This window comes from Euzebyella marina, assembly GCF_003687485.1.
Lineage (GTDB): Bacteria > Bacteroidota > Bacteroidia > Flavobacteriales > Flavobacteriaceae > Euzebyella > Euzebyella marina.
Genome location: NZ_CP032050.1, coordinates 2,808,132 through 2,834,961, shown reverse-complemented (window position 1 = coordinate 2,834,961; position 26,830 = coordinate 2,808,132). Strand labels below are relative to the sequence as shown.

Below are 26,830 nucleotides of genomic sequence, written 5' to 3'. Positions count from 1 at the left end.
CACGAACATACTTTTCTAGTCTATCTAAGTTTCCTTAGGAATATAAAGAAATTACCTAACCTAAGACGGGCTTTTCGGTAACTTTCCAAATTTCCTTATCAAGCATAAATGGTTGCTTGTACACTCTTTTTCCGGTCGCAGCCTTTAAGGCATTGGCCACGGCACCCCCTGCTGGAGGCAATGTTGGTTCACCCAAACCTGTTGGACTCAGTTCATTCTCAATGAAGTAGGTTTCAACAACGGGAGCCTCTTTCATGCGTATCAAGCGATACTTGTCATAATTTGAAGCTTCTGGCACTCCTTTGTTAAAAGCGTAATTGCCATACATACTATGACCGATACCGTCTACCACGCCACCTTCTACCTGATTAATGGCTCCGGTTCGGTTCACCACTATACCGCAATCGACCACACAGGTTACTTTTTTTACCACAGGAAGGCCGTTTTGTATTTGAACATCGGCAACTTCGGCTACATGGGTATTATGGCAATAATAGGCAACAAAGCCCTGATAGGTGCCTTCGGGCGCACTACCCCACCCCGATTTATCAACAGCCATCTTAATGACCCCTTGAAGCCTTTCCGGAGAATATTGTATACGCTCATCAGTAGTGCCTTTAACTTTTTCCAGTAAATCGAGTCTCAATTGAATCTTATCCGCATCCATTTCTTCGGCCAGTTCATCAAAAAAACTTTGCTCTGCATAGGCCAAAAAGTTCGTATACGGGGCACGCCACGCACCAGTTGTTATGTTGCTAGTATAATTGGCAACATCAACTTGATAGTTTTCTACCGCACCCGCGGGAAAGAAGTTCGGAATCAATCCGTACATGTTCCCATTGATGGCGGCTTCCTTTAGCTGATATCCCGTTAACTGGCCATCTTTTATGGCCGCTTTAATGCGGTATTTTATGGCTGGTCTATAAACCCCTGTAGTCATATCGTCTTCCCGAGAAGAAATCATTTTGACCGGCTTTCTAATCTTATCTGCAATTTCGGCCACCTCATAGACAAAGTCGCCGTATAACCTACGACCGAACCCACCGCCCATTCGAGTCATTTCAACCTTAATGTCGGTAACATCCCTACCCAATAGCTCGGCAACGGTAATGGCAGCATCTTCGGGAGTTTGAATCGGCCCTGCCAAATGAATCTCGTCATCGGTTATATTAGCAAAGAAGTTCATTGGTTCCATACAATTGTGAGGCAGAAAAGGTGATTCGTATGTTCTCTCTAACACCTTATCGGCTTGTGAGAACGCTTTTTCTACATCACCGTCTTTTCTTAAGGTCGCGAATTCCTTTCCATCAAGTAGTTCGTTCAGCTTTTTATCATGAAAGTCGGTGCTTTCTAAGGGGGAAGCCTCTTTCCATTCGGCTTTGAGCGCTTTTTTACCTTCGAGAGCGGCCCAAGTATTCTTTGCGATAACGACCACTTTGCCCGTACCGCTTAATTGAGCCGTCCAATTGATTTCTTCCTTACTTAATAATGATTTGGCCTTTTCGCCTATTTCTATGACATCGATCACCCCAAGAACTTCCTTGGCGGCAGAAGCATCAAAGGAAACCAGTTCCTGACCAAAGGCAGGCGGTCTCAGTACGGAAGCATAGACCATACCATCAACCTTGTAATCGAGGCCGAAAAGAGGTTGTCCCGTAATTATTTTATCAATATCAACGTTGACCTGATCGGTTCCAATGATTTTATAATCCTTTGGGTCTTTTAATGCCACATTTTCGGGAACTTCCAGTTTAGCAGCCTCTTCTACCACATCTCCGTAACCAAGTGTTTCACCTGCAGCATTCGTGATTATACCTTCACTGGCTTTTATTTCACTTGCATCAACGCCCCATTTGTCTGCGGCGGCATTAATGAGCATTTGCTTCGCAGTCGCTCCCGTCTGTCGAAGGGCATCCCAGCCAAATCGGATACTTTGACTACCGCCAGCAACTTGCCGTGTATAATTTTTGGTATCTAAGTGCCCTTGTTCTACATACACCATATTCCAAGGTAGATCAAGTTCTTCGGCTATAATCATGGGCATCGATGTTTTGACCCCTTGACCAATCTCTGGGTTGGGAGAAAAAATGGTTACAGCCCCATTCTTGGCAATTTTGATAAAGGCATTGAAATCGGAATAGTTCAAGTCGGCCAAGTTTACCGGAGGTTTTGCCTCGGGTCTACAGGCGGTGAAAAGATTAAAACCTATTAATAGGCCACCGCTTGCCAAAGAAGAGGTTCGTAAGAAAGCCCTACGATTGAATTTTATATTATTCGAAGTTGAAGACATGTTCAGTTTGTTTTGTTGATGTTTGAATTAATTATGACAGGAGTTAAACCATTTTTTTGGCGGCTGTTGATACCGCCTTATGAATACGGTTATAAGTAGCACATCGACAAATATTGCCGTGCATGGCATCTTTGATTTCCTCATCGGAAGGATTGGGATTCTTAGCCAAAAAAGCGGTAGCTGTCATAATTTGACCCGCCTGGCAATAACCACATTGAGGAACATCAATTTCCTTCCAGGCTTCCTGTACAGGGTGAGAACCATCCTCTGAAAGTCCTTCAATGGTAGTTATTTTTTTCTCACCTACTGTGGAGACCGGTAAAGAGCAGCTTCTTACCGCATTGCCTTCGAGGTGAACGGTACAAGCACCACATTGGGCTATACCACAGCCGAATTTAGTGCCCACCATATTCAATTCATCGCGAAGCACCCAAAGTAATGGGGTATTGTCGCTTGCTTCTACAGAATGAACTTTACCATTTACGTTTAGTTGATACGTTGGCATATAGATAGATTTTTTAGGAGTCATTGGATTAGTTGTTAACAAGTTACCAAAAATCAGAGACGATTAAGGCCTTTTAACAATTTGTTAAACCAAATTTATGAAAGCTCTCATCGATTGAACCAGTAGTTGAATTTTAGCGTGAGTGCCCAGTTTCGACCCTCAAAAGGTTCAATGAAATAATTGTTAGTGTATACAAGGAACAAATCGGAAGCAGGACTATAGCGCCATTGAAACCTCGAGTTAAGGTTAAAATTTTTGGTCTGCTCATTGTACTGAAACAAATTGGCAAAAAAGAGTTTATTGGTAAAAGTGATATCGACTTCTGAACCGATCAGCCAGAATTCATTGGTTTTCCAAGGGGCAGGAAGTTCAATATAGTTATAGTCTAAACTGGCACTTAAACTAACATAGGGTTGAAAACGATAGCCCAATTCAGTAGAAATATTGGTTCTATTTCCATCTAAGTAATACCCACCGAACCTACCTGCCAAACTGTAGGTAAAAAGACTTTGAGGCTTTGAAACATACTCCCATCCTATCGCATTCCATTGATGTTTTGTGCCGGTATCTAAGTCGGCGATACCTAATCGAGTTGGATCAAATGGTGAGAGCAGTTCTACATGGTCGTCAGAAACAAAGACCATGAACTCGGCACGGTTTCTAAAGTTTAGAAAATACTGTAGATAACTGGTATTGTCAGTTCTGTAAAAATCTTCATTGAAATAATAACTGCTATTAATTCGAGGACCATGACTAACAATTTTTTCTGATTTTGGAAAAAACAAGTATCCCAAATAACCATTAAAATTCACATATCCGTTTCGTGGCACATAACCTACTTCTGCCGTGTAATTATCAGATACCCATTCTTCTTGAATACGCCAGCTCCATTTACGGCTTCTATATTCTAAGTGTGCCGCTTGGGTTACTCCCCTATTCTCTCCATCGGGCGAGAATGATTTGAGAAGAAAGGCTTTTCCGTTCCATAAGTTGTCTGAAGAGGCCAAATTGTATTCTAAGCCTAAATTTCTGTTGAATTCAGGGTGAATTGCCTTCACTGAATCGTTTTCTTGCGGGTAATAGGTCGCTTGCTTATTGACGAACATGAGACCTATACTTGATCGACTGAATACTTTTCTCTGTAAAGACAGCACGCCAAAATTATGGGCTGGCAGGCCTGTTTCTTCCACACTGGCCGTTTGCATATCCATAAGTCCTAGCCTCCATTTTTCATTCAGATTACCACTTACACGAGCCCCGGCATGTATGGGAACACCTAAACCAATTCTTCTCGAAAAGAAAGGTCTAATGGTTTCGTAACCGAAATTGGCAAAGAGATCGCCATTTTCTAGGAAGAACTGCCTTTTCTCGGGGAAAAAGAGTTCAAAACGGTCTAAATTGGTTACTTGACGGTCAACCTCTACCTGTGAGAAATCAGGATTTACCGTTAAATCAAGATTCAGGGAAGATGTTAGGCTGAACTTCACATCGCCCCCCACCTTTACGTCATAATCGGTATCGGCATCATTTTCTAAATCTTCACTTACGTTACCTAAAACATACGGAATCAGAGAAAAATTCACACCTGGGGAAGGTGGTGGTGTATCCCAAACTAAAGTGCCGGCCAAGGCCAACGATGCCGTGGGGAATTGTCTTGCAATGGGTGTCCAGCTAGATTTTTCACTTGATTTGAGATCTAACCGACTAAAGTTGATACCCCATTCAGAAACGCCATCTTCATATCTTATCGATTTGAACGGCAATGCCATTTCAAAAACCCATTTTTCTTCATCACGAGTGGTTTCCGAAACCCATTTACTATCCCAGTTCAAATCAACACTTCCGCCATTGTACATGGTACCATCCCATTGGGCTCCATAGGCATTGGCCCCAAAAGAAAATCCGGTAGTTTGATTGTTGAAGGGATCTAAAAAGAGCAGAAAATTATCATTTTTACCAAAACTGAAATCACGTCTCAAAGATTCTACGGTATAAGCGCCTTTTTTTCCGTGATAAAAAGTGGCCAATAGGTATATATTCTCTTCGTCATAGGCCATGCGAATTTCGGATTGCTCATTGGCCTTGCCATCATCCATAGGCAAGACCATAAAAAAGTCTTTGGCTACGTTGGTATATTTCCAAGCTTCGTCATCACCTTTTCCATCAATAATTACAGGTGATACGAGTTTAGAGATATGAAGTCGGTAATCGGCATTTTTCTTTTGGCCTTGAACGATAAAATTGGTCAGTAAAAGGCAAAATAAGGGTGTTAGGCGAAGAACGTTTCTTCGCAATGGGTTGGTTGGGGTCATTTTGGTTTAATTGGTGGTGTAAGCTACAAAATTCAGGGGCTTTAGTGTTAACAATGTTTAACATTATTTTTTTGAATTGCCATACTTTATATTGATTTTCGCCGTTCTGATGGTTGAACCATAAAATTTAGAAAATGAAATCCTCCTACAAACTTCTCCTTTTATTTTTGTCGGTAATTGCCTTGAATTCATGCGGGAATGCTGATGATGACGTGAATTTTGCTTTACCTAATGGCGACGGACTCGGGCAAGGTAAGCCAGTAGATGACTGCCTCGATCTGGGAGAAAATGACCTTGTACTTTCAATACAAGACCAGTACACTACCCTACCGGGAAAGGTGTCTATATTCTTTAAAGTTTCCGATAGCAATGGCAACCCTGTTTCCGGTTTGAATGCTGAACAGTTTACCATTTACGAGCAAGGTAGAAACGATGAATGTTTCAATACCATTTCTACTTCAGAGTCGAAAGCAAGAATATCGCCAAATTCACAGATATTTAGTAACAATACTCTTTTGGTGCTCGATTTGAGTAACAGTGTTTTGAGCAGCAGTTTAGAAGAGCTTAAAAGTGCGAGTATCAGTTTCATTAACAATGTGATGCCGGCAACTACCCAAGAATCTTTTAAAATGGCCATTTACTGGTTTGATGGAGAGAAAGAGTTACATGAGTTGAACCCTCTAACTCCGTCGAAAGAAGAGTTAACCGCCGCTGTGCAAGGTATTACAGAAGATATTAGCAACGACCCTTCAACCGATTTATATGGAGCCGTCATTAAATCTACCGAAAGAGCTTCTGAACTATTGGTTGAAAGTACCAAGGGAGAGAAAATAGGTGCTGCTTCCGTAGTTATCTTTACCGATGGTACGGATCAGGCATCACGCTATACCCAAGAAGATGCCCAAAAACGTGTTGATAATGCTGACCCTAATATTTCTTTCTTCACTATCGGATTGGGTGAAGAAATCGATACACAGGTGTTAACAGATTTAGGTAAGACGTCCAGCGTTTTTGCAGGAAACAAAGATGAACTTGAAACTACCTTTAATGATATTTCGGATCTGGTATCTGAAAGGGCCAATAGTTTTTACCTGTTCGAATACTGCAGCCCTAAAAGAGATGGCAGTGGTGATAACAATCTAGCCATTCAAGTTAAGACCGGTAGTTTGCAAGGTGCAGTTCAAACGAAGTTCAGTGCCAACGGGTTTACTGGCGGTTGCGAATAACAGCAAGAAAATATATGATTTTAATAGAAAGTGCCCACTTGGGCACTTTTTTTATTCATTAATTTATCTTGTTCAAATTACTTAATAACAACCTTTTATTGATTTTTGAATCCATTTAAATTAGGTGTGTTAATACCTCTTTAACATCTGAAAAACGTACTTGAAGCGTATGTTAAGATGAATTAGAACCATATAATTTAAATTTTACAAAATGAAGAAATCAATTATTGTCGGTACACTTTCAATAGCCTTGATGGCATCTTGTGTTTCTAAAAAGAAATACACTGCATTGGAAACCAACCTTTCTGAAACCCAAAGTGCACTGACGAAAACTCAGGTTGAAAAAGAAGAATTAGAGGCTAAAATGGCCAAGATTGAAGCCAGAGTTACCGAATACAACCAAAAAATCAGTTCCCTAAAAGAAGTCAACGATAGCCAATATACTACAGTTGATGATGTTGCGGTAATGAGTAACAACACAAAGAAAAAAATGAGGGCTACACTTAAAAATGTTGACCCGGCTAAGTTAGCAGAGGCTAAAACCCTTCAAGATTCAATGAACTTGGCTATTTCCTACAATTTGAAAAAATCTATTTCTGACGATGAAGAAGATGTAGATGTGAATATTGACAAGACAGTCGTGATGATCAATATTTCAGATAAATTACTTTTTAATAGCGGTAGTTACCGTGTGAGCAGCAAGGCCAATAAAATTCTGTCTAAGCTTGCCGACGTAATCAATTCAGAACCTGCGATGGAAGTAATGGTAGAAGGTCATACCGATTCTCGTAGCATTAATACAGCGATGTTCCGTAATAACTGGGATCTTAGTGTCAAGCGTGCTACTTCTGTTGTTGACATCCTTCAAAGCAAGTATAACGTTGATCCTGCCAAAATGATTGCTGCCGGTAGAAGTAGCTATTTACCGCTAGTAGAGAACGATTCTAGAGAGAATATGGCAAAAAATCGCCGTACTAAAATTGTAATTCTTCCAAATTTGGACAAATTTTTTGCATTATTAGATGCAGAAACCTTATAATTGCATAAAATTGGTTTAAAACCAGTGTTAATAATCTGGGAAAAGGGAGAACTTGACGGTTCTCCCTTTTTTCTTGCGGTTCATCGAAAACAAGAATTTTAGTTAGGGTTTGCGTGAAATAAGTTGTTTAATGCATAAAGAACCCTATATCTAAATTGAAAAAACCTACATCCTAAACCGTAATGCTATTTAACTAAAAAGCAAAATTATGGATGTATTGAACACTATTATTGAAAACAGCGCATTGCAAGGTATGCCGAAATGGTACCAAGCGCTCACTTTGACACTATTTTTAGCCATTGCGTCTATCGTAATGTTGACTTATTACTTTCTGTTGTCGCAAGGCTCAGATATGATTGTTAGGTTTTCGTATTGATTACCTATAAATCATCGCATTTTTTACCTTTTGGGAAGTTTCTTTGTAATTAGCAAAGTCAATCAAAAATCCGTTGATTACGGCATATTTGATTTCATTGCCTTTTTTTAGAAGGAAGGTAGGATTAACGCCTATTTCCATTCTGAAATCCGGTAATTTGGTCTTATCCCCTATAATATGAATGGGAACGGGGGAAGATAACTTCTCTTTGGGGATATCTTTTACGCGAACATAAGTGTAGCCAGACTCTAACATTTTTTTTAGGTCAAGCGATTTTAATTGATCCATACTTGAAAGGGTTTCGGTATAGACCTTACCGGCAACAATTTCCAAACCGGTAGCATCAAGCGTTTCATACCCGTAGTAGGTAGAAAGATCACCCTGCTCAAGAATTCTGCTGCTGTACCAAAAATCGTTATGCTTTTCTTTGTCTACTTCTAGCCTGTTGGCAGCAACATCTAAAATATACTCCTTTCCTAGAAGGTTGTAGGTGGCATTGGCAATTTTCAAATCGAAAAGCTTTCGGTCATTTTCAGGAATCTCTTCATACCTTTCAATAGGAATGTTTTGGTAACTTTTATTGGCGATGGTATAAATGGCCGACAGAATCGAGACATAGTTCAATTTTCTGATTTCCTGCTTTTCAACATCTTCAGGATACCCGCCAGATTCGATGAGAATGGCACTGGTGCCCCATTTTTGAATATTATCTCCGAAAGCTCGAGGTTCAAAATCATCATTATATCTCCCTACCTGTCCCGGAGCATATTTTTGAATAATATCGTTCATAAATACGATGACCTTCATAGCGTTCGCACGTACCTCATTGACTTCTTTCTCGTAATTATAGGCCGGTGCCAAGTACGAAATAGTGGCAGGTTTTTCTGTTCTTTCAGCATTATAGTAGGTACTTTGATCGTGAAGGTTGAAACCGAAATCGGCATCTAGACTATCCCTCACTTTTTTCAGGGTTCTCCCTTCGGGAGATTGCAGACGAAGAGCATCTCTATTAATATCAATTCCTAATCTATTTCTGCGTTGAAACACTTCAGCACCATCAGGGTTGAGCATAGGAAGAAAGTGAAGAGTGCAATTGCTTAGTATTCGTTGTTTTTCAGCGGTGAAATCAGGGCTATCCAAAAAATTAAAAATATCGAATATGGCTTGCGTGGCGGTAGGCTCGTCACCATGCATTTGAGACCACAGAAAAACCGAGGTATCTCCTTCTCCAATACTTATTAAATTTAAACTTTTGCCTTCGATAGACTTCCCTACTTTGGTGACCTTAAAACCTGCCTTGGTTCTGTATTTTTCAATCAGCGGTTGTAATTGGGCATGCTTGATTCTTCTTTTTCCCAATTCGGTTTCTTTATATTTTTCGTAGGTTTCATAAAGTGATTCTGTGATATCGATGTTTTGAGCGTTAGCTGTGGTAAACGTTATCACAAGAAAAAGTAGGATAATCAATTTCATTTATGTCTATTTATTGGGTACAGGTTTAAAATTAAATTTTTTGGTAGCAGCCCTTACTTTTGCCATAAAGTCTTCGCCTGGGTCGGTTTTTTTAGTTCGGTAGCTTTCATCGACCTCCAGCCACAACGGATGGCCTTCAAAGTTGGTATACTCATAATGCCCGATTAAATAGTCGATATCGTATTTTTCAGCTAAATACTTTACCAACCAAATATTTGCTTTTAGCTGAGCTTCGGTCAAAGGGGTATCTTCGGTTCCTCCTACGTTTTCAACACCCAGGGCAACATGGTTAAGCCCGATAACATGCCGTCCCATAATATCTTCGGGCATCAAGCGATATATAGTTCCATCTTGGTCGACCAAGAAATGACTCGAGACGTTAAGTCCACTTACATTTTTGATATCCGGTCTCCAATTCGGTAATTTACTTTCTTTAAACGCATCGAATGAACCCTCGAAAGTGGGAATGGCCGTCCAATGAAGTACAATCATTTTCGGTTCAATGGTCGGCTCTTCCTTGTCAATACCATATCTGTTCAATAGATATTCAGATGTCAATTGCAATCGTTCTTCATCAAAAACTATCGGCTTGTCTACAATTCGCTTGGGTGTCGCACAGCTGATGAAAAACAGCAAGAAAAATAAAGAAGGTAAAAAATATTTGTTCATATTATTTGGTATTTGGCAGACTGTCTTTTTTAACTCGATAGTGAACTTTTAGTTTTTTGCGACCCCATTCGCGGGCTTTTTCAACATCTAGCCCCATATACACGTCAATCTTATTTCTCCATCGGTAGTGCATTTTATCTTTGACCAAGTAAATGCCTTCAAACCCTGTAATCTTAACTTGAGTGTTGTATTCAAAACCAATGGGTATCAAATCTCTCGATACGGCTATTGATTTAATACCTGGTTTCAAAGTATCGCCCCAAGCCGCAATATTTGGCTGGCCATCGGTTTGAGCTCTTGTTGAATTATAGGCCGAAACCGTAACTTCTCTGGTTTTCCAAATATAATTCTTGTCCGCAGTTCCACAAGATATAAAGGTAAGGACCAGCAAGATTGACGATATGTTTTTAAGTTTTATCAAATCAATTCAACATATTTTCTAAAATCAATAAATCGACGTTTTCATTTTTCCATCGTTCCTGAAGTTCTTTGGGGATGGGACTATAGACATAAGTCAACGAGCCTAAGACAATATCAATATCACCATCATGGTCAATATCGCCGCTATCCAATAAAAACCATCGGCCTAGATTGGGATCCGCCAATCTATAACTTTTAAAATCAAATGTCTTGGTATTTCTATTTTCAAGATAGATAAAAGTTTCATGTGGATGATTTTCATAATCGGGGAAGGTAGACAACAGCGCCAAATCTTCATCGCCGTCTTGGTCAAAATCGCCACTCAAGAACCTGGTGCAGCCGTTCAAGGGGTAGAAAAAGGATTCTTCAAAATGATTGAGCCCATCATTTAAATGAATTCTTAACCCGTGATACGGTTTCATGGTGTAGGTTTCATCGGCATTATCGCCATGAGCGGTTATAATATCTAGGTCGCCATCTTTGTCAAAATCCAACGTTTCAAACCAGCTAGTACCATAATTGGGAGGAAATCTTAAAACCTGCTCTGGTCTAAATTTCATTTCTTCCGTTTGATATAAAATAGTAATTCCTTCTTCCCCTTGTGAGGTAACTGCAATTAAATCATCTTTACCGTCATTGTTTATATCTCTTGCCTCTGTTTTTATAACGCCTGGCTGATTTAGCAGCACTTGTTCAATAAAGTGGCCATCAGCATTTTTTTTCCAAAGTGCCAATTGTCCTTTTAAATCGCCAAATTCACTCACAACAATTTCATCAATACCATCTTTATCAAAATCATGTATTAACGTATGAACGGGTCTATGAAGCTTTTGGGGCAGTGATTTGATGATTTCCCCATTTTTTATTCCCAAGGCTCCGGAGGCTATCTCGGAAGGTAACAGAAAGCCAATAGTGGTCAGGTAGGTATTATCAGATTTTTGAGTGTAGTCTGTGATGGTACTAGCTGCTTTAATGACAGGTTCTAGTTCTGAAAGGGCATAATCATACCTTAACAGTTGACCCTGAAGGCTTCCCGCTAAGATTTTCTGGTTATTTTGATCAATCTTCAGATAGGAAATATTGCTTCCTTCTATACTGTCTATCGCTAAAGTCTTGGTCTGAAATTGTTTAACTTCCGCTAGAGGCCTTGTAGGATAAGAGCTTAATGAATCTGGTGCATTATTCAGAATGTATTCTTCAAGAATTTTCCAATCTTCCATAGCAATAATGGGATTTGACGGATATACACCTGTTTTCAATATTTCGCCTTGTTCTACCAGAGACACTCCTTTAAATGGATTATTGGTAGAATCTCGTATGCCCATTCTTGCGGCCATTTCAGGCAGTACTTTGTTTTTCCATAAATGTTTTGGCAATGAATTAATATCAGGTGCCATGTGGCAAGAAGCGCAATACGAGTCGAAAAGCGCTACCTGTCTATCCTTTTTATTAGGCGCGCATCCTATGAAAAGAGTGATTCCTATAACTAAAAACGATCTTATGAATACATTTAAAAGCATACGTGCTACTAAAAATGAACTTGACTAATTTCAACTATCGACAAAAAGATACTTTAGGCCTTATTTCACCTCTTTGTTAATTAAATAAGGAATTTTTTCCCCTTTGTACTTGGCTATAATATTTTCTGCTGCGTAAATCGACATTCTGTTTCTGGCTTCTTGCGTAGCAGATCCTATGTGAGGTGAAATTGAGACGTTTTCCATATTCAATAAGGGGTTAGAGGGGTTCATTGGTTCGGGGTCGGTCACATCAAGTCCGGCTCCCCATATATGTCCGTTTTTTAATGCATCGGTCAAATCGGATTCCTGGTGTACTGCTCCGCGAGATGTGTTAATGAAAATGGCCGTACTTTTCATTTTTTCGAATGCAGACTTATTGAAGGTATGGCGTGTCTCATCAGTAAGGGCACAATGCGCAGAGATAACATCACTAGCGGTCAATAGTTCTTCAAAACTAACTTTCTTGGCACCCAATAGTTCTTCCGCTCCTTGATTATGGCTTCGGTTAAAGTAAATGATATTCATATTGTAAGCGCCTTGGCATCGTTTGGCAAACTCTAGACCAATTCGGCCAAGGCCAAAAATGCCCAATGTTTTGTTCTTAAGTTCTATACCCAAATTTGATTTTGGTTGAAAATGCTTCCAATCTCCTTTGGCGATTCGTTTGTGATGAAAAAGAAATTTACGAGAAGTTGCGAGCATCAATAAAAATGCAGTATCCGCAGTGGCATCGGTCATTGAGTCGGGGGCATTACCTACTGGAATACCTAAATCGGTCGCAGCCTTTATGTCGATATTATCATAACCGACGGCGTATTGTGAAATTATTTGAAGGTGTTGGTTCTTTTTTAAAAATTCTGCATCGATTTTAAAATTTGATGTACTCAAAAGGGCATCAAACTGTGACATGTGGTCGACAAACTGTTCTTGACTCATGGGCATGTCCTCAGTCCACTTGGTTACTTTGATACCCTGCTCTTTCATTAAATCAATACCCGAATCGGGAATATTCAAACTGACAAATACATGCATTTATTTAATTTTAGGTTTGTGAAAGTACGGCAATCTAAATTCTTTTATTTTTACTTTCAGAGAAAGACCCTCACCATTACTTTGATTCAATGAAAATAGCAAAAAGAGTTCTTTTGGCCGTATTAATTATTTTGGCCATTGTCATCTATACCCAATACCCCAAACTAAATATTATATCGGGCTATGCCGCCAAGAACATGGCCTCCACCGTTTTCTTGGCCCATCGCAGTGCAGAATCGGTCAACGCTAATGACAATAACGTTCCTTTGATCAAATTGGCAGAGGTTAGCTCAAATGAAACCAGTGCCGAAGCATCCGTATTCGGATTAATGCAACGTACATCTGTTTGCTTCGAAGGTATCGGTTGCATTTTGGTCAATGATGATTTTGATGAGAAAGCCTCTTATAGAATTCCCTCTAGAAGTAAATCTACCGCTCAACTCCCATTTCCTTACGGTAATAAAGAACCAAAAGATACCATTTTCCCCGAGGTAGATTATCAATTATTAAACAAGGCTTTAGACAGTGCATTTTCTAGACCAGAGGTTCAAAAAACACGAACAGTATTGGTAAACTACAAAAATCAGATGGTGGCAGAACGTTATGTGGATGGATTTAATGCGGAAACCCCGGTGCTGGGTTGGAGTATGACCAAAAGTGTTTTGGCCACGCTATACGGTATTTTAGAATATCAAGATAAAATAGATTTGAACCTACCAGCGCCAATAGAAGATTGGAAAACCGATGAGCGAAAAGAAATTACCATCAACCATCTGCTGCGAATGCAAAGTGGGTTGGAATGGGAAGAAGATTATTCATCAATTTCAGATGTGACACGTATGCTGTTCTTAGATACGGATATGACTTTGGGCCAAGCGCAGAAACCTGCCATTGCCAAGCCCACAGAAATATGGAATTATTCTTCAGGTACCTCGAACTTACTTTCAGGTATTCTTCGGGACCATTTTGAAACCCAACAGGCTTATCTCGACTTTCCCTATTCCGCTTTAATAGACAAGATAGGCATGAACTCAATGATTATAGAAACTGATCAGGCCGGCAATTACGTAGGGTCTTCATATGCATGGGCCAATACCAGGGACTGGGCAAAATTTGGTATTCTGTACCTAAATGAGGGGGAATGGAATGGCCAGCATCTCTTCGATAGACAATGGGTCGACTACATAACCACCCCTACCGCCCATTCCGACGGCACTTATGGGGGGCACTTTTGGCTGAATGCAGAAGGTAAATACCCTGATGTGCCAAAGGACATGTATTCAGCAAATGGATATCAAGGGCAGCGAGTTTTTATTATTCCATCTAAAGATTTGGTCATAGTCAGAACCGGATTGGCTGAAGAGCCTGATTTCAATATTAACACCTTTCTTAAAGACGTATTGGCTGCCTTTCCTTCAACTGATAATTCTGGCTTAAAATAGCTAAAAAGAGAAATTGACAACAACTGTGCCTTGACTGACAACAAAGATTTCATGTTAAGGCCAAACGGCTGTATGTTTATATCATAATTCAGCAGGAGTTAATTTTTTCATATAGTGTGTTCTCAATTAAAAAGCCTTCCCGGCAGGAAGGCTTTTTTTATTTCTACTCGTGAGCAACCCTTTTTAAGGGATCCATTTATTTTTACCGAAATCCGGTTTTCTTTTTTCCAAGAAGGCATTTCTTCCCTCTTTCGCTTCTTCGGTGCCATATGCCAAACGGGTTGCTTCACCGGCAAATACTTGCTGCCCTACCATGCCGTCATCGGTGAGGTTCATAGCAAATTTGAGCATTTTAATACTTGTCGGTGATTTTTGCAATATCTCTTGGGCCCATTCATAAGCAGTTGCCTCTAAATCTTCGTGGGGTACCACGGCATTGACCATTCCCATTTCATAAGCTTCCTGTGCCGAATAATTTCTGCCTAAGAAAAAGATTTCACGGGCTTTTTTCTGACCTACCATCTTCGCCAAATAGGCAGAGCCATATCCTGCATCAAAACTGGTTACATCAGCATCCGTTTGCTTAAAAATGGCGTGTTCCTTACTGGCTAAGGTCATATCGCAAACCACATGAAGACTATGGCCGCCACCCACTGCCCATCCTGGTACGACGGCGATTACAACTTTGGGCATAAAACGAATTTGACGCTGTACTTCAAGAATGTTCAAACGGTGCATACCATCGTCGCCGACATAACCTTGTTCTCCCCTAGCCTTTTGGTCACCACCACTACAGAAAGAATAAATGCCATCTTTTGTAGAAGGCCCCTCAGCGGATAAGAGAACAACACCGATGGAGGTATCTTCCTGAGCGTCATAAAAAGCCTTATAAAGTTCACTGGTCGTTTTCGGCCTAAAAGCATTTCTAACATTCGGCCGGTTAAACGCTATTCTTGCTACCCCATTACACTTTTTATAAGTGATATCTTCGAATTCTATAGCTGTTTCCCAATTTATTACGGACATATTTTTTTATTTAATCAATTGCAAAATAAACTATTTTAAAGTGAATATGTCCTAAAGTAACAAGTTGAACTCTAACGTTTGAAATATAACGTTCTGTATTTTTAATTAAAATTAATATTATTATTCTTACATTTTAAGTAGGTATAAATTCTTAATAAGATTTATACTGTTAAAAAAATATTTTTGTTAAATTGCCTAATATTACTGATATTTAAGGTGTAAAGTACTAACTTTGTGCAAGTTTTCTTTTTGAATGTTAAATATTTTTGTAGGAACATCTAACCCATCTTTCAAGAACAGTTAAACGTGAAAGAAAATCAGAAAAGCCCATATCTGACAGAGAACGATCCTTATTCCGTCGCCAAAATTGGTCATTGGTATTTAGATTTTGAATCTATGACCTCTACTTTGGATGATGTGACCTGTAACATTCTTGAAATTCCTGAAAATTCTCGACTTTCTTTAGATAAGACAGATATTTTCTATGTCAATGAATCCGATAAGGATACCATTAATGATGAATTAAGCAGGATAATTGAAGACGGAGGTTCATTTTGCGAGATTGTCCCCCTAAAAACCCCAAAAAACAACTACATCTGGGTTATTTTGGCGGCTTCTGCTGTCTTTGAAGACGACCGCTGCCTTCAAGTCAAAGGTCTTACGCTTGATATCACCCATCAGAAAAAACTGGAACGTGATTTACTTCAAAAAAATCAGTTGTTCAATGTTGCCCAGAGAAAAGCACAATTGGGACATTGGTTATGGGATCGAAAGACAAATTTGGCCACTTGTTCCGACAATATGTGTGAACTTTTAGGAATTAAAAAAGGATCAAAAGTTACCCTTGACACGCTTCTCAAAGATGTACACCCTGAAGATATGGTCGATGTTCAGGCAAGCTTGGCTATCACCATGCAAACCAAGAGCTACCGAAGTTTTACACATCGGGTGATTATTGATGACGAGATTAGATTTATCAAGGTTATAGGTGAAGTTAATACCGATTCGGAAGGTAGAGTAGTTAATGTTCTCGGAATATCTCAAGATGTTACCGAACAGAAGAAATTTGAAAACGAAATACTTCGAAAAAACCACTTACTTAATGTTGCAGAGCAGAAAGCCAATATGGGGCATTGGTTTTGGCAAAATGGAACCAATTATATTTTGGGTTCGTGGAATCTTTTTAGACTATTCGGTATTGAATTTGAAGATGAAAAAGCTCCCATACAGACTCTTCTTCAATTTGTTCACCCTAAAGATGCCGAGAGGGTTGAGAAATACCGAATTCGAGCACTGAAAGAAAAGAAATTAGACCAATTGGTCTTTCGTATCATATTGGGTAATAATGATGTTAGAACTCTCATGGTTACGGGTGAAGTCTATGAAGATGATTCAAATGAAATCAAGGAAATCTTGGGCATCTTTCAAGACATTACGGAACAAAAGAACTTTGAGAATCAGATAATAAAGAACAATGATTTGCTAAGTCTTGCCGAAAGGGAGGCGCAAATGGGACACTGGCATCTAAAACCAGGTGATAAATACGCCACTTGGTCAAAAAACCTTTTGGCCATGTATGGTATGAAACCTGAAGATGGTAAGGTTACTTTTGAAGAAATGCTAAGTTATGTGCACCCCGATGATCGAGGAATTTTAAATGACCATAAGAAGAAGATAGAATCAAATGGAACATATGGCGACTTTATTCATCGAATAATATTGGCCGATGGTACCGTCAAAACCATTAAAATAAATGAGACGGTATACAAAAATGAGCAAGGCGAAGTTGAGGAAATAGTGGGCGTTTGCCAAGACATAACCAAACAGTATAAAGAAGAGGCCAGAATTAGAAATATTATCGACTCGGCCCCCTACCCCAATTTTATTTTGAATCAAGACTCTACCATTGAGATGGTAAATAACGAGGCGCAACGGCTATTTGGATACTCAAGCCAAGAGTTGATAGGTAATAGTATAAAAATGCTGATACCGACCAGGTTTCATGACAAGGGCAAAATGATAAGGCAGGCATTTTTCAATACTCCCAAGGTGCAGCATATCGATATCGGCGAAGACCTGTTCATGACATCGAAAAAAGGCAAAGAAATACCGGTAAAAGTAACCGTAGGCCCAATTAATAATGAAGATAGCATTCTTTGTTCTTGGATTGCCCGCGATGTTACCAAAGAAAAACAGGCCGAAGAAAAAATACTTGCTTCTAATGAGAAGCTAGAAGCCTTGGCCAATGAGCTGAAATCGCAGAACAATCAGCTAGAAGATTTTTCCCATATAACAACCCACAATTTACGTTCTCCCGTAAATAACCTTAATGGTCTTCTGAGTGTTTATAAAATGGTTAAGACGGATGACGAAAAAAAGATGCTTTTTGAAAAGTTTGAGAAAGTAACCGAGCACTTGACACAAACCTTAGATACATTGGTCGACACATTGAAAGTGCAGACAGGTGAGCCGGTAAAAAGGGAGAAACTGAAGCTGAGCGAAACTTTGCATAAGATCAAAGAGATATTGACAGCCGAAATCGAAGATAGTCAAGCAGAGATTATCATGGATTTTTCTGCGGTAGATACCATTGTTTATAACCAAATCTATCTTGATAGCCTTTTTCAGAACATGATCAGTAATGCCATAAAATATAGAAGTCCTGACCGTAAGCCAAAAATAAAGGTAAGTTCTAAGTTGGTCGGAGATAAGATTAAACTGTCTTTCAAGGATAATGGTTTAGGCATTGATATGGATAAGTATGGAAAACAGCTGTTTAGAATGAACAAAGTTTTTCATAACCATCCGCAGGCAAAAGGCGTCGGACTATTTATGACCAAATCTCAAATAGAGGCCTTAGGTGGTACTATTAAAGCCATAAGTCAGGTCGACAGGGGCACCACATTTGATGTATATCTCAAAAAGCTAAAAGTTTTCGATAACGAAAATTAAACCTTCACCCTCTAAAAGGTGATATTCACAAAGGGGATTACGGGGCTTGTATATACACTTTCATCATCTTTGTATAGTACATTATACTTGACACCAAGAGCGATTTTGTCCGTTATATTGAGTCCTGCGCCAATAAATAGAATAGACTCCCAAAAACTGTCTTTAATCTCGCCAGTGACCTCTTCTTTCTTTGTATTTACATTCAACTCGGCAAATTCTATCAAGGTAGTCAAGCGCTGAATAGGATTATATTGAGTGATGACATTTGCACCGAATGTGGTCGTGCTCTGTACATCTTTTATTGAAGTGTAATTTCCTTGCAGGCCTGCACCAACACTTACCTTTTCACTTACAGCATACATTAAATTTGGGGCTAACCCTATGTTGGTACCGCCGACAAAACTTAATCCGAACCCGCATCCAAATTTTAAGCGTTTATCGACTACGGAGGCACTATCGATAACACCAATATCTGTTGTTTGAGCTAAAGAGCTTTGGCTAGTTATTAAAAAAAAGAGGGCAATCGTAAATAAATTTAAGTTTTTCATTTTCAAGGGTGTTAATGGTTATTTAGTGTTTACCACCCAAGATATAGTTTTTCGACCAAAAATTTGAACACAATTAGTTTTTAAGGTTCAACTACTTATGGGATTGATTGCGAGAAGACTTTTCTTCAATCCATTTCGACATATATTTAGTTGCCTGCATGGTCTGATAATTTAACATGGCCCCAATAAAATTTTGTGAACGGTGCTCCTTAAGATTTTTTGATAAATGGGTTAAGCAATTTCGAAGTCTATTCTGTAGCATTTCTTTATCATACCATGCTTTTAAAATAGTAAATCCGTTTTTCTGACTTTCCTGCCAGCAGGTACTATCAAGAAAATGCCTTATAGACTCGTTGGCTATGTCATTTGCCGTGTTTGCAACAGATCCGCCCCAAGCCAATTGGCCGTGCATACCTTCGGCACCAATCGTGGTAGTAACGCTTGGTGTGCCGGCCTGCATGCTTAAAAGCAATTTGCCCTTAATACCTGCGCCAAATCTTAACGGCGCCAAACACACTTTATAGCGCTGCATGGTTTCTTGGGCATTTTGGGCCCAGCCCTTAATTAAGAATCCCAGCTTTTCATTATGCATTTCTTGAATCTGTTGTTTTAAATAGGCCCCATATATGTGAAGTTCAGCTTTTGGCAATTCTTTTTTTAGAAGAGGCCAGATTTCCTTCTTAAGCCAAATAAGGGCGTCAACATTTGGTTGGTGCTGACCGTTGCCCATACAGATAAAATGATTTCTGTTTTCAAAAGGAAGCTTAATGGCATTTAAATTCTTTTTCATGTCGACCATAAAAGGCAGGTGTAGTAAAAGTTCTGGCGGTATTTTAAGCTTATTTACCAAAAGATCCATTTCAAAAGAACTGATTATAAGGGAAAGGTCGCATCGAAAAATACTTGCTATTTCTCTCTTCGTCATATCGTGGGTAAGCCAATCATCTAAAGCAAAAGGCCGTTGTTTTTTATGGCTTGATTGTCTAACTGTACGAAGGGAATGAAGGTCTTCAGTATCAAGAATACGTAGGGCATTGGGCACCTGCTCTTGCACTCGCCAACCAAATTGTTCTTCGGTCAAATAACGATCAAAAAGCACAATATCAGGGTTTAGTTTCTTGACGAAAAGGTCGAAGCTAGAATCGTTGAGAATGATTTGTTGTTCATCAATGCCGAATTTTTCCAAATTAAGGGAGAAATCGGTTTTATTGGCGGTACTTGCGAAGGTAATGTGATGCTGTTCTTCTAAAAAGAAGTTCAACAACTCATACATGCGATTACCTGCCGCAGTAGTGGCGGGCTCAGGCCAGGTAAAACCAATAATCAGTATTTTGGTCTTTTGCATTACCTCGTTTTAAGTCAACCTAATACTTCGATGAAGGGGCCACTACATTTTTTCTGCAAACATTCTAGAAATGGCCGATCGTAGCTTACGCTCATAATCTTCTTCTAACCACTCTTTGTAGTTCTTGGTGTTATTCATGATGCAGTATGAATATTGCCTTACACGATAGGCAATCTCGTCTTTCAACTCTTTGGCCAGGATTCGGGCGTCAAACACATCTTCTGCATTTTCGACACAAATCTTGGCATGTTGGTCAATGCTTCGCTGAATAACAATTTTTGATTTGAGACCTTGAGCAAAAACGCTTTTATATTCCGCTTTTATATCGAAGGTAATATCTTCAGATTTACTGAACTTATCTCTAAGCTCTGGAGGCATTTCATAAACGAAATCGCGTTCGATTTCCTCATCGTTCTTGATGTTTTCCAAATAAAAATCAGGAAAATGAAATATTTCTTGCCAATCAATTGGGGCATCCCACAGGCCAAACCTGGCCACATTGTTACCTAAATCTACAACAGTAAACTCATCCTTATTGGAAAGAATACGACTGCCCCGCCCTATCATCTGAAAATAAAGGGTTAACGAACGTGTAGCCCTGTTCAAAATGATAGTTTCTACCGAAGGTTCGTCAAAACCGGTGGTCAAGATACTTACCGAGGTAAGAATGGCATCAGGTGTGTTCGAGAACCAGTCTAAAATTTCTTTCCGTTCGCTTGCCGTGTTTTTGTTGTCTAAGTGACGAATATTATACCCGGCTTTTTTGAAGGTTTCATAGACATAATGCGAAGTATTGATACCGTTGTTGAATATCAGGGTTTTGGTTCCTTCGGCGATATCCTTATAAGCGGAAATAAGCTTAGTAAGCATGTTGTGGTTACTGTACAGCTCATCTGAAGATTTGACCGTATAGTCACCACTGATACCTAGTTTTAAACTTTGAAGACCGACATCATAATTGTAAACATTGGCCTTTGCCAAAAAATTCTTTTTGATCAAAGAAGAAATCGACTCCCCTACAATTAACTTTTGATAATTGTCTTTCATAGGAAGTTTGATATTCGAGCTCAAAGGTGTTGCCGTTACCCCTAAAATCGTCGATTTTCTGAAGTATTTAAACAACTTTCGAAATGAATTGTAATGCGCTTCATCGATGATAACCAGGCCGATATTCTTTATTTCAACCTTTTCTTCTTGCAGCCTGTTGTTCAATGTCTCGACCATTGCAACGAAACACATAAAATTATCTTGGTCGGTCAGTTCTTTGACCTCACTATTGATAATTTTATTTTTCACCCCAAAACCCTCTAGCATTCTAGAGGTTTGTGAACTTAGTTCTATTCTGTGGGTCAGAACAACTACTTTCTTTCCGGTCTTTTCAATATACCTTCTGGCAATTTCTGAAAAGACTACAGTCTTACCGCCGCCAGTGGGCAGTTGATAAAGTAGGTTGCCTTTTTCATTATCACTTTCAAGATGTTCAAAAATCTTATGAAGATCCTGAATCTGATAGTCATAGAGCTTTTTCTCGGTTTTGTCTGATTGTACTTCCAAGTAGGTGGCCGTATTAAAATTTATAGGTCGTTTTTCTCAAGATTTCGCTCAAACCTCAATTTGCAAAACTAAAGGAAAATTGCGCTAGGATGAAATTTATCTTTCGGAAAGCCCCAAATGCAAAGCGTTATAAAAGAAAAACAGGACTGCTTGAAGAATGAATTTTGGGGTGGTAAAGATATATACTGCCTTAATAATCAATCACATCCAAAGCACGGGAAAACCCCTCGGCAAAAGGCCAGTTACTTTCTTGAGTCTCTTGATAAATTTTTAAGATACGCTCTTTTAAATCGGGTAATAACGCATTGATTGATATAAAATGAAGACTTTCTTCAAACGATTTGAGCATACTTTTATAAAATGCCTCGTTTACATTTTTTTCTTTGGCGAACAATTGGGCAATTTCAATGTTGTACAACATCACATCTGCCAACAAAACTGGCTCAACGCCTAATTTGAGAAAGTGTTTTATGAATTTGTGGGCGACCGAACGACGGGCTTTTGGCTTTCTTCGTTTAATAGGAAAATATTCATTCCCAATTTTAGTTTTTGCCTCTTGTACAAGTTTGTCCTCTTTAGGGTTGAATATGAAATCGTAGTAGGTTTTGACCTCGGGAAATCTTACATATAAATCGAGCAATTGCTCTTCTAAAGCCGGTTTTGGTAATTCTCGAAGGTACTTTTTAAGGTCTCTTTTACTCATATTTTACGGGTTCTCGGCAAAAATAAGGTATTACTGCTGTTCTAATAGCGTGCGGAATTCAAATCTTAAACTTCTCATAAATATTGTATAATAATACTGACAAACTTTTGGAAAAGAACAAATAAAAGTGTATACTGAGAACTTGTAGTATTAATAAATATAAGCGAAATATATGAGGCAATTAAAGATTATCAAGCAGGTAACCAACCGGGAATCAAAATCATTGGACAAATACTTGCAGGATATCAGTAAAATAGACCTGATCAATGCGGCCGAAGAGGTTGAACTAGCACAGAGAATACGTGCAGGGGATCAAGTTGCTCTTGAACGTTTGACCACTGCAAACCTAAGATTTGTTGTGTCGGTAGCCAAACAATATCAAAATCAAGGTCTAAAATTGCCCGATTTGATCAACGAGGGTAACCTAGGTTTGGTGAAGGCAGCCAAACGTTTTGATGAAACTAGAGGTTTTAAGTTTATTTCGTACGCCGTTTGGTGGATTAGACAGAGTATTCTACAGGCATTGGCAGAGCAATCAAGGGTTGTAAGATTGCCTTTGAACAAGATTGGGTCGATTAATAAAATCAAAAAGACCTTTTCATATCTAGAGCAAGCTCACGAACGCCCACCATCAGCTGAGGAAATTGCCAAAGAATTGGAAATGACAGTGAGCGAGGTGAAGCAGTCTATGAAAAACTCAGGTAGGCATGTGTCTATGGATGCTCCTCTACGCGAAGGTGAAGACTCGAATTTATACGATGTTTTGCGATCGGGAGAGTCTCCGAAACCGGATAAGACCTTAATGCAACAGTCTTTGAATACTGAGATTAATCGTGCATTAGAAACATTATCGCCTAGAGAGGCCGATGTCGTTAAGCTTTATTATGGCATAGGTGATCAACAATCAATGACCTTGGCCGAAATTGGTCAGACTTTTGATCTTACTAGGGAAAGGGTTCGGCAGATACGTGAAAAGGCAATACGTAAGTTACGCCATAACTCAAGAAGTAAGCTATTAAAGGCGTATTTAGGCTAACAAACTCTACTTTTTTATAAAAATATAAGGCCCCATCTCTGGGGCCTTTTCTGTACAACTAACTAATTAACTAAAAATACTAAGAATAATTTAATTTGCTTATCTGTTGACTTTTAAGAATTTCATTGAGGCTTTCAATAAAGTTCATGTAAGCGGCATTGTCTGGGTTTTGGTTTGCCATAGTAGTAGGTTTTAAATTAAGAATTAGGACTTGATTGGGGGGATTACATATAATCCAATTCTACCAATTCGTTTACGCTTAAGATTTCATTTAGTTCTTGTAAGAATGAAAGGTATTCTTCTCCGTATGTATCGTAAAGCATGATGTATATAGGTTAAGTTAGACTTTTTATGTTTTAGCAATTTGGGTTGCTTGATTACATAGTAAAACTATTTATATGTTCTTGGGTTTACAATTAATTGTGGTGTAACACTTCTATTTTGTTGTAAAATGAGAATTTTCTGTAAAACTCAATTATTAATCAACTTTTTAAGTGCTCAAATCATATAGTTTTAAGCTCTATATCGTAGCGAATGTTTTTTACCGTATTAAATATCTTTATTGAAGAATGTTCTTAACCCCTCAAAAATATAGTGGTCGCAACAGTTTTGAGGTTCATGATTTTATATTTTTTTGAACAATAAGGTTCAAACAAGAATCGTTTTAATTAAAGTCTAATTACCCCGCGAGCGGGCATTTTTCTTACAACTATGATCAATTCGATTCAATTAAGTAGAATTCACCTTAGCTGCTTTATTTTCTTGGGCATTCAGATATTTATCTCGAATTCACTTTTTGCCATAACAACTAATGAGATTTTTGAAGATGAGAATAATTCATCTATAACATTAATGAGCCATAGTTTTAATGCCAAACAAAGAAGTCGTTTTGTTTATAACGGGGTAGCAGAACATGTAGAAAGAGGCTTGACCATTATTCATTTTATGGGCGAGGGAACATATGAATTCAAATCGTTTGACACTTATGGAAGCGTAGATGCCTGCGACGAATTTGATAAAACTCTTGAGAGTATGATGGGCAACGGTTCTAAACTTGCCATTCTGGCCCATGACTCTGCCGCTAATGACAATCTGAAAAATTCATCCGTACTAAAAAAATGGGGCCTTCATCAACTTATAGGCCTTAAAAGTAGGCAAGCTTATATAATGCATAACCTGACGGATGCTCAGATAACCGAGCAAGTCGATGATAATTCTATCGAACAAACTTTTTCGATACCTCTGACTATTGATGATACTAAAATTTATTTTCCAAAAATCAAATATGAATTTGAGCCTAACGACAACAGATATATAGCCCATGCCGGTGGCGAAATTGATGGTATTAAATCGACCAACTCAAAAGAAGCTTTGGATTATAGTTATAGTAGAGGATTTCGATTGTTTGAACTTGATATTATAGAGACATCGGATGGTCATTTGGTAGCGGCCCATGACTGGAAGATGTGGTCTCGTTTCACCGATTATCAAGGTGACCTGCCCCCTAGCCTTTCCGAATTCAAAAAACATACTATTTACGGAGATTATCATACCATGGATATGGAGGCAATCAATAAGTGGTTTAAAACGCATCCCGATGCTATTTTGATTACTGATAAAATAAACGACCCTGTCGCTTTTGCCGATAAATTTGTTGACAAGAAGCGCCTTATGATGGAGCTTTTTAGTCAATTGGCCATTGAGGAAGCTTCTCAGCATGGTATTAAGACGATTATATCTCAAGATCCCTTAATGAGGTTAAAGGGCAACAAAACCGATTATTTGTCCATTAACGGCATTGAATATGCTGCAGTATCGAGAAGAATAATTTCTAGCCAAAAGAAACTAATGCTGCAGTTAAAAGAACAAGGGGTCAAGGTTTATGTCTACAATGTCAATTTTGACCCTGGTAAAGACGAACAATATGTTTATGATAATGAATTAGGCCTCGTTTACGGCATGTATGCCGATAAATGGGTATTTGATACTATGTCAAAAGAAAAGTCAGCTAAATAAGCTCTCTAAGCTTTCTTCCTTATTAGAATTTTACTTGATAAGTGATACCTGCGGAAATTCCGTAGAAAAATTTACCTGCAGCAAAGGCAAGTTCTTGACGGGTAGCCCCTAGATTGGCCCTATAAGCGTTTTGGTTGTTCTTTCCTGTAAACTGATATTCCAGACTCAATCGTTGAGATTCTACATAGAGTAAGGTTTCTGCCAAAAGCTCATCTCCCGAAATAATTTGTCTCAATTCTGGGGAGTAACCCATTCCGACATTCAATCCGAAATAGTTTTCCGCATCTTTCAGGTACTTCCTGACCAATAAATTCCCCGAAAATTTGGTCAAGTTATTTGGTTTGGGAGTGATATAGGAACGCAAAGAAAAATAATAATTGCCTCTGTAATGCCCTAATGAATTGGTTATAACACCAACATTTCCGGAAGCAAAGGTAATATGTCGTCCTCCAGCCGAGAATTCTATGGCCCCGGGTAGGTTAACATAGAGGTCACCACCGAACTTATGCTTGGGGTAAATAGATGAATTGGAATAACCGTAATTCAAATAGGCATAAAATCTTTTCGAAAATTTCGGATAAAAATCCAAATCGTACTGAAGTCCATTTTTACCTAGTCGATTGCTATAATTCAATCGTGGAATGATACTACCGGCCATAGTTTGTCGCCTGTATGAGATACTGGTATATATCATTGGGTCGTAGCGTTGGTCAAAGACAGTTACCGCATTTCGAATATCAAACCTATTATTAAAGACGTCGTTTTGGGCTTCATTACTATTCTTAATAAGCTCTTTTTCAGCCGTTTCATCCTCAGGTTCTGTCATTTCTTCCTCACCTTTTTTATTTGATTTCTTGACCGAGCTTATCGAAGAGTCAACATTGTACCAACCCTTCTCGGGATATTCTGTTTGATTGATTCTCTGTTCGGCTATCTTTTTCAATCGGTCCAGTTCTGAATCATTATTAATAAAGCTTAGCGCTTTGTTGGCCAGGCCTAGAGCAATTAGTTCGTTCTTGGCGTAAAGTTCGTTTTTAATGGCCCCTGACCAGGCGGCCTTATCGTATTTATCTGATGATGTTACTTTGTTGAATTCAATTCTTGCTTGATCATATTCGCCATCCCAACTGTATGTGTTTCCCAATAAAACACGGGCTTTACTATCATCGGGTTTTTCTGCTATTACCTTGATAAGGATGTCTTTGGCACTCTTATGGTTGCCTTCATAGGCCAAACCATAGGCATTCTCATATGAGGGTGTAGTTTGGTCATTAAGAGCCAAATCTTGTGCACTGCCAATGGATATGAACAGTAGTAAAAGTGATGCTATGTAACTTTTAGACAAA

At 38.9% G+C, this 26,830-nt stretch carries 21 protein-coding genes; 7 read left to right on the top strand and 14 right to left on the bottom strand.

What is annotated here, in order from left to right; all coding sequences use genetic code 11:
• Nucleotides 1-55: 55 nt before the first annotated feature.
• From D1013_RS12215 to D1013_RS12205, 3 genes are all read right to left on the bottom strand, one after another.
• Nucleotides 56-2,290 (bottom strand): xanthine dehydrogenase family protein molybdopterin-binding subunit, encoded by a 2,235-nt coding sequence (locus tag D1013_RS12215; RefSeq protein ID WP_121849096.1) that lies wholly within the window; start codon nt 2,288-2,290, stop codon nt 56-58.
• 43 nt (nt 2,291-2,333) lie between these two features.
• Complete coding sequence (locus D1013_RS12210; RefSeq protein WP_121850716.1) at nt 2,334-2,795, bottom strand: (2Fe-2S)-binding protein; 462 nt, start codon at nt 2,793-2,795, stop codon at nt 2,334-2,336.
• Nucleotides 2,796-2,902: 107 nt separating this feature from the next.
• Nucleotides 2,903-5,107 (bottom strand): DUF5916 domain-containing protein, encoded by a 2,205-nt coding sequence (locus D1013_RS12205; protein WP_121849095.1) that lies wholly within the window; start codon nt 5,105-5,107, stop codon nt 2,903-2,905.
• Nucleotides 5,108-5,241: 134 nt separating this feature from the next.
• On the opposite strand from D1013_RS12205, the gene D1013_RS12200 reads away from it, so the two are divergent.
• The 3 genes from D1013_RS12200 to D1013_RS20380 all read left to right on the top strand — a co-directional run bounded on the left by D1013_RS12200 (nt 5,242) and on the right by D1013_RS20380 (nt 7,748).
• On the top strand, nt 5,242-6,333 hold the full coding sequence (locus D1013_RS12200) for a vWA domain-containing protein (RefSeq protein ID WP_121849094.1): 1,092 nt from the start codon (nt 5,242-5,244) through the stop codon (nt 6,331-6,333).
• Nucleotides 6,334-6,544: 211 nt separating this feature from the next.
• A complete protein-coding gene (locus D1013_RS12195) occupies nt 6,545-7,372 on the top strand; it encodes an OmpA/MotB family protein (RefSeq protein ID WP_121849093.1) in 828 nt (275 codons plus the stop codon).
• A gap of 208 nt (nt 7,373-7,580) precedes the next feature.
• Nucleotides 7,581-7,748: a hypothetical protein gene (locus tag D1013_RS20380; protein ID WP_162987895.1), complete on the top strand. Its 168-nt coding sequence runs from the start codon at nt 7,581-7,583 to the stop codon at nt 7,746-7,748.
• Here the strand turns inward: D1013_RS20380 and D1013_RS12190 are convergent, their stop codons facing one another.
• From D1013_RS12190 to D1013_RS12170, 5 genes are read right to left on the bottom strand one after another with little or no spacing between them, the layout of a single operon-like run.
• Entirely contained in the window at nt 7,749-9,221 is a 1,473-nt protein-coding gene (locus D1013_RS12190) for a M14 family metallopeptidase (protein ID WP_121849092.1), read from the bottom strand.
• Nucleotides 9,222-9,227: 6 nt separating this feature from the next.
• A complete protein-coding gene (locus tag D1013_RS12185; RefSeq protein ID WP_121849091.1) occupies nt 9,228-9,890 on the bottom strand; it encodes a peptidoglycan recognition protein family protein in 663 nt (220 codons plus the stop codon).
• A gap of 1 nt (nt 9,891) precedes the next feature.
• Nucleotides 9,892-10,281, bottom strand: coding sequence for a 3D domain-containing protein (locus D1013_RS12180; RefSeq protein ID WP_317125471.1), 390 nt, complete (start codon nt 10,279-10,281; stop codon nt 9,892-9,894).
• 31 nt (nt 10,282-10,312) lie between these two features.
• Complete coding sequence (locus D1013_RS12175; RefSeq protein WP_121849090.1) at nt 10,313-11,830, bottom strand: FG-GAP repeat domain-containing protein; 1,518 nt, start codon at nt 11,828-11,830, stop codon at nt 10,313-10,315.
• Between the two features lie 60 nt (nt 11,831-11,890).
• The gene (locus D1013_RS12170) at nt 11,891-12,862 is read right to left on the bottom strand and encodes a 2-hydroxyacid dehydrogenase (RefSeq protein WP_121849089.1); all 972 of its coding nucleotides are present in this window, start codon (nt 12,860-12,862) and stop codon (nt 11,891-11,893) included.
• 89 nt (nt 12,863-12,951) lie between these two features.
• On the opposite strand from D1013_RS12170, the gene D1013_RS12165 reads away from it, so the two are divergent.
• Nucleotides 12,952-14,304: a serine hydrolase domain-containing protein gene (locus D1013_RS12165; RefSeq protein ID WP_121849088.1), complete on the top strand. Its 1,353-nt coding sequence runs from the start codon at nt 12,952-12,954 to the stop codon at nt 14,302-14,304.
• A gap of 183 nt (nt 14,305-14,487) precedes the next feature.
• On the opposite strand, the gene D1013_RS12160 is transcribed toward D1013_RS12165, so the two are convergent.
• A complete protein-coding gene (locus tag D1013_RS12160) occupies nt 14,488-15,330 on the bottom strand; it encodes a 1,4-dihydroxy-2-naphthoyl-CoA synthase (protein WP_192466543.1) in 843 nt (280 codons plus the stop codon).
• A gap of 306 nt (nt 15,331-15,636) precedes the next feature.
• On the opposite strand from D1013_RS12160, the gene D1013_RS12155 reads away from it, so the two are divergent.
• Nucleotides 15,637-18,282: a PAS domain S-box protein gene (locus D1013_RS12155; RefSeq protein ID WP_121849087.1), complete on the top strand. Its 2,646-nt coding sequence runs from the start codon at nt 15,637-15,639 to the stop codon at nt 18,280-18,282.
• A gap of 11 nt (nt 18,283-18,293) precedes the next feature.
• Here the strand turns inward: D1013_RS12155 and D1013_RS12150 are convergent, their stop codons facing one another.
• The 4 genes from D1013_RS12150 to D1013_RS12135 all read right to left on the bottom strand — a co-directional run bounded on the left by D1013_RS12150 (nt 18,294) and on the right by D1013_RS12135 (nt 22,432).
• On the bottom strand, nt 18,294-18,830 hold the full coding sequence (locus D1013_RS12150; RefSeq protein ID WP_121849086.1) for a hypothetical protein: 537 nt from the start codon (nt 18,828-18,830) through the stop codon (nt 18,294-18,296).
• A 91-nt stretch (nt 18,831-18,921) separates the two neighbouring features.
• Nucleotides 18,922-20,175, bottom strand: coding sequence for a glycosyltransferase family 4 protein (locus D1013_RS12145; protein ID WP_121849085.1), 1,254 nt, complete (start codon nt 20,173-20,175; stop codon nt 18,922-18,924).
• 42 nt (nt 20,176-20,217) lie between these two features.
• On the bottom strand, nt 20,218-21,729 hold the full coding sequence (locus D1013_RS12140) for a DEAD/DEAH box helicase (protein WP_121849084.1): 1,512 nt from the start codon (nt 21,727-21,729) through the stop codon (nt 20,218-20,220).
• Nucleotides 21,730-21,919: 190 nt separating this feature from the next.
• Nucleotides 21,920-22,432, bottom strand: a complete 513-nt coding sequence (locus D1013_RS12135; protein ID WP_121849083.1) for a DUF6155 family protein — start codon at nt 22,430-22,432, stop codon at nt 21,920-21,922.
• A 172-nt stretch (nt 22,433-22,604) separates the two neighbouring features.
• On the opposite strand from D1013_RS12135, the gene D1013_RS12130 reads away from it, so the two are divergent.
• A complete protein-coding gene (locus tag D1013_RS12130; protein WP_121849082.1) occupies nt 22,605-23,468 on the top strand; it encodes a sigma-70 family RNA polymerase sigma factor in 864 nt (287 codons plus the stop codon).
• 711 nt (nt 23,469-24,179) lie between these two features.
• Nucleotides 24,180-25,484, top strand: coding sequence for a PI-PLC domain-containing protein (locus D1013_RS12125; RefSeq protein ID WP_121849081.1), 1,305 nt, complete (start codon nt 24,180-24,182; stop codon nt 25,482-25,484).
• A 22-nt stretch (nt 25,485-25,506) separates the two neighbouring features.
• Here D1013_RS12125 and D1013_RS12120 read toward each other — a convergent pair whose 3' ends face one another.
• A complete protein-coding gene (locus D1013_RS12120) occupies nt 25,507-26,829 on the bottom strand; it encodes a YaiO family outer membrane beta-barrel protein (protein ID WP_225621463.1) in 1,323 nt (440 codons plus the stop codon).
• Between the last annotated feature and the right edge of the window lies 1 nt (nt 26,830).

What these genes read in the sequence shown, in the direction of transcription:
- D1013_RS12215 (WP_121849096.1), bottom strand. Translation starts at nt 2,290, where the DNA reads ATGTCTTCAACTTCGAATAATATAAAATTCAATCGTAGGGCTTTCTTA.
- D1013_RS12210 (WP_121850716.1), bottom strand. Translation starts at nt 2,795, where the DNA reads ATGCCAACGTATCAACTAAACGTAAATGGTAAAGTTCATTCTGTAGAA.
- D1013_RS12205 (WP_121849095.1), bottom strand. Translation starts at nt 5,107, where the DNA reads ATGACCCCAACCAACCCATTGCGAAGAAACGTTCTTCGCCTAACACCC.
- D1013_RS12200 (WP_121849094.1), top strand. Translation starts at nt 5,242, where the DNA reads ATGAAATCCTCCTACAAACTTCTCCTTTTATTTTTGTCGGTAATTGCC.
- D1013_RS12195 (WP_121849093.1), top strand. Translation starts at nt 6,545, where the DNA reads ATGAAGAAATCAATTATTGTCGGTACACTTTCAATAGCCTTGATGGCA.
- D1013_RS20380 (WP_162987895.1), top strand. Translation starts at nt 7,581, where the DNA reads ATGGATGTATTGAACACTATTATTGAAAACAGCGCATTGCAAGGTATG.
- D1013_RS12190 (WP_121849092.1), bottom strand. Translation starts at nt 9,221, where the DNA reads ATGAAATTGATTATCCTACTTTTTCTTGTGATAACGTTTACCACAGCT.
- D1013_RS12185 (WP_121849091.1), bottom strand. Translation starts at nt 9,890, where the DNA reads ATGAACAAATATTTTTTACCTTCTTTATTTTTCTTGCTGTTTTTCATC.
- D1013_RS12175 (WP_121849090.1), bottom strand. Translation starts at nt 11,830, where the DNA reads ATGCTTTTAAATGTATTCATAAGATCGTTTTTAGTTATAGGAATCACT.
- D1013_RS12170 (WP_121849089.1), bottom strand. Translation starts at nt 12,862, where the DNA reads ATGCATGTATTTGTCAGTTTGAATATTCCCGATTCGGGTATTGATTTA.
- D1013_RS12165 (WP_121849088.1), top strand. Translation starts at nt 12,952, where the DNA reads ATGAAAATAGCAAAAAGAGTTCTTTTGGCCGTATTAATTATTTTGGCC.
- D1013_RS12160 (WP_192466543.1), bottom strand. Translation starts at nt 15,330, where the DNA reads ATGTCCGTAATAAATTGGGAAACAGCTATAGAATTCGAAGATATCACT.
- D1013_RS12150 (WP_121849086.1), bottom strand. Translation starts at nt 18,830, where the DNA reads ATGAAAAACTTAAATTTATTTACGATTGCCCTCTTTTTTTTAATAACT.
- D1013_RS12145 (WP_121849085.1), bottom strand. Translation starts at nt 20,175, where the DNA reads ATGCAAAAGACCAAAATACTGATTATTGGTTTTACCTGGCCTGAGCCC.
- D1013_RS12135 (WP_121849083.1), bottom strand. Translation starts at nt 22,432, where the DNA reads ATGAGTAAAAGAGACCTTAAAAAGTACCTTCGAGAATTACCAAAACCG.
- D1013_RS12130 (WP_121849082.1), top strand. Translation starts at nt 22,605, where the DNA reads ATGAGGCAATTAAAGATTATCAAGCAGGTAACCAACCGGGAATCAAAA.
- D1013_RS12125 (WP_121849081.1), top strand. Translation starts at nt 24,180, where the DNA reads ATGATCAATTCGATTCAATTAAGTAGAATTCACCTTAGCTGCTTTATT.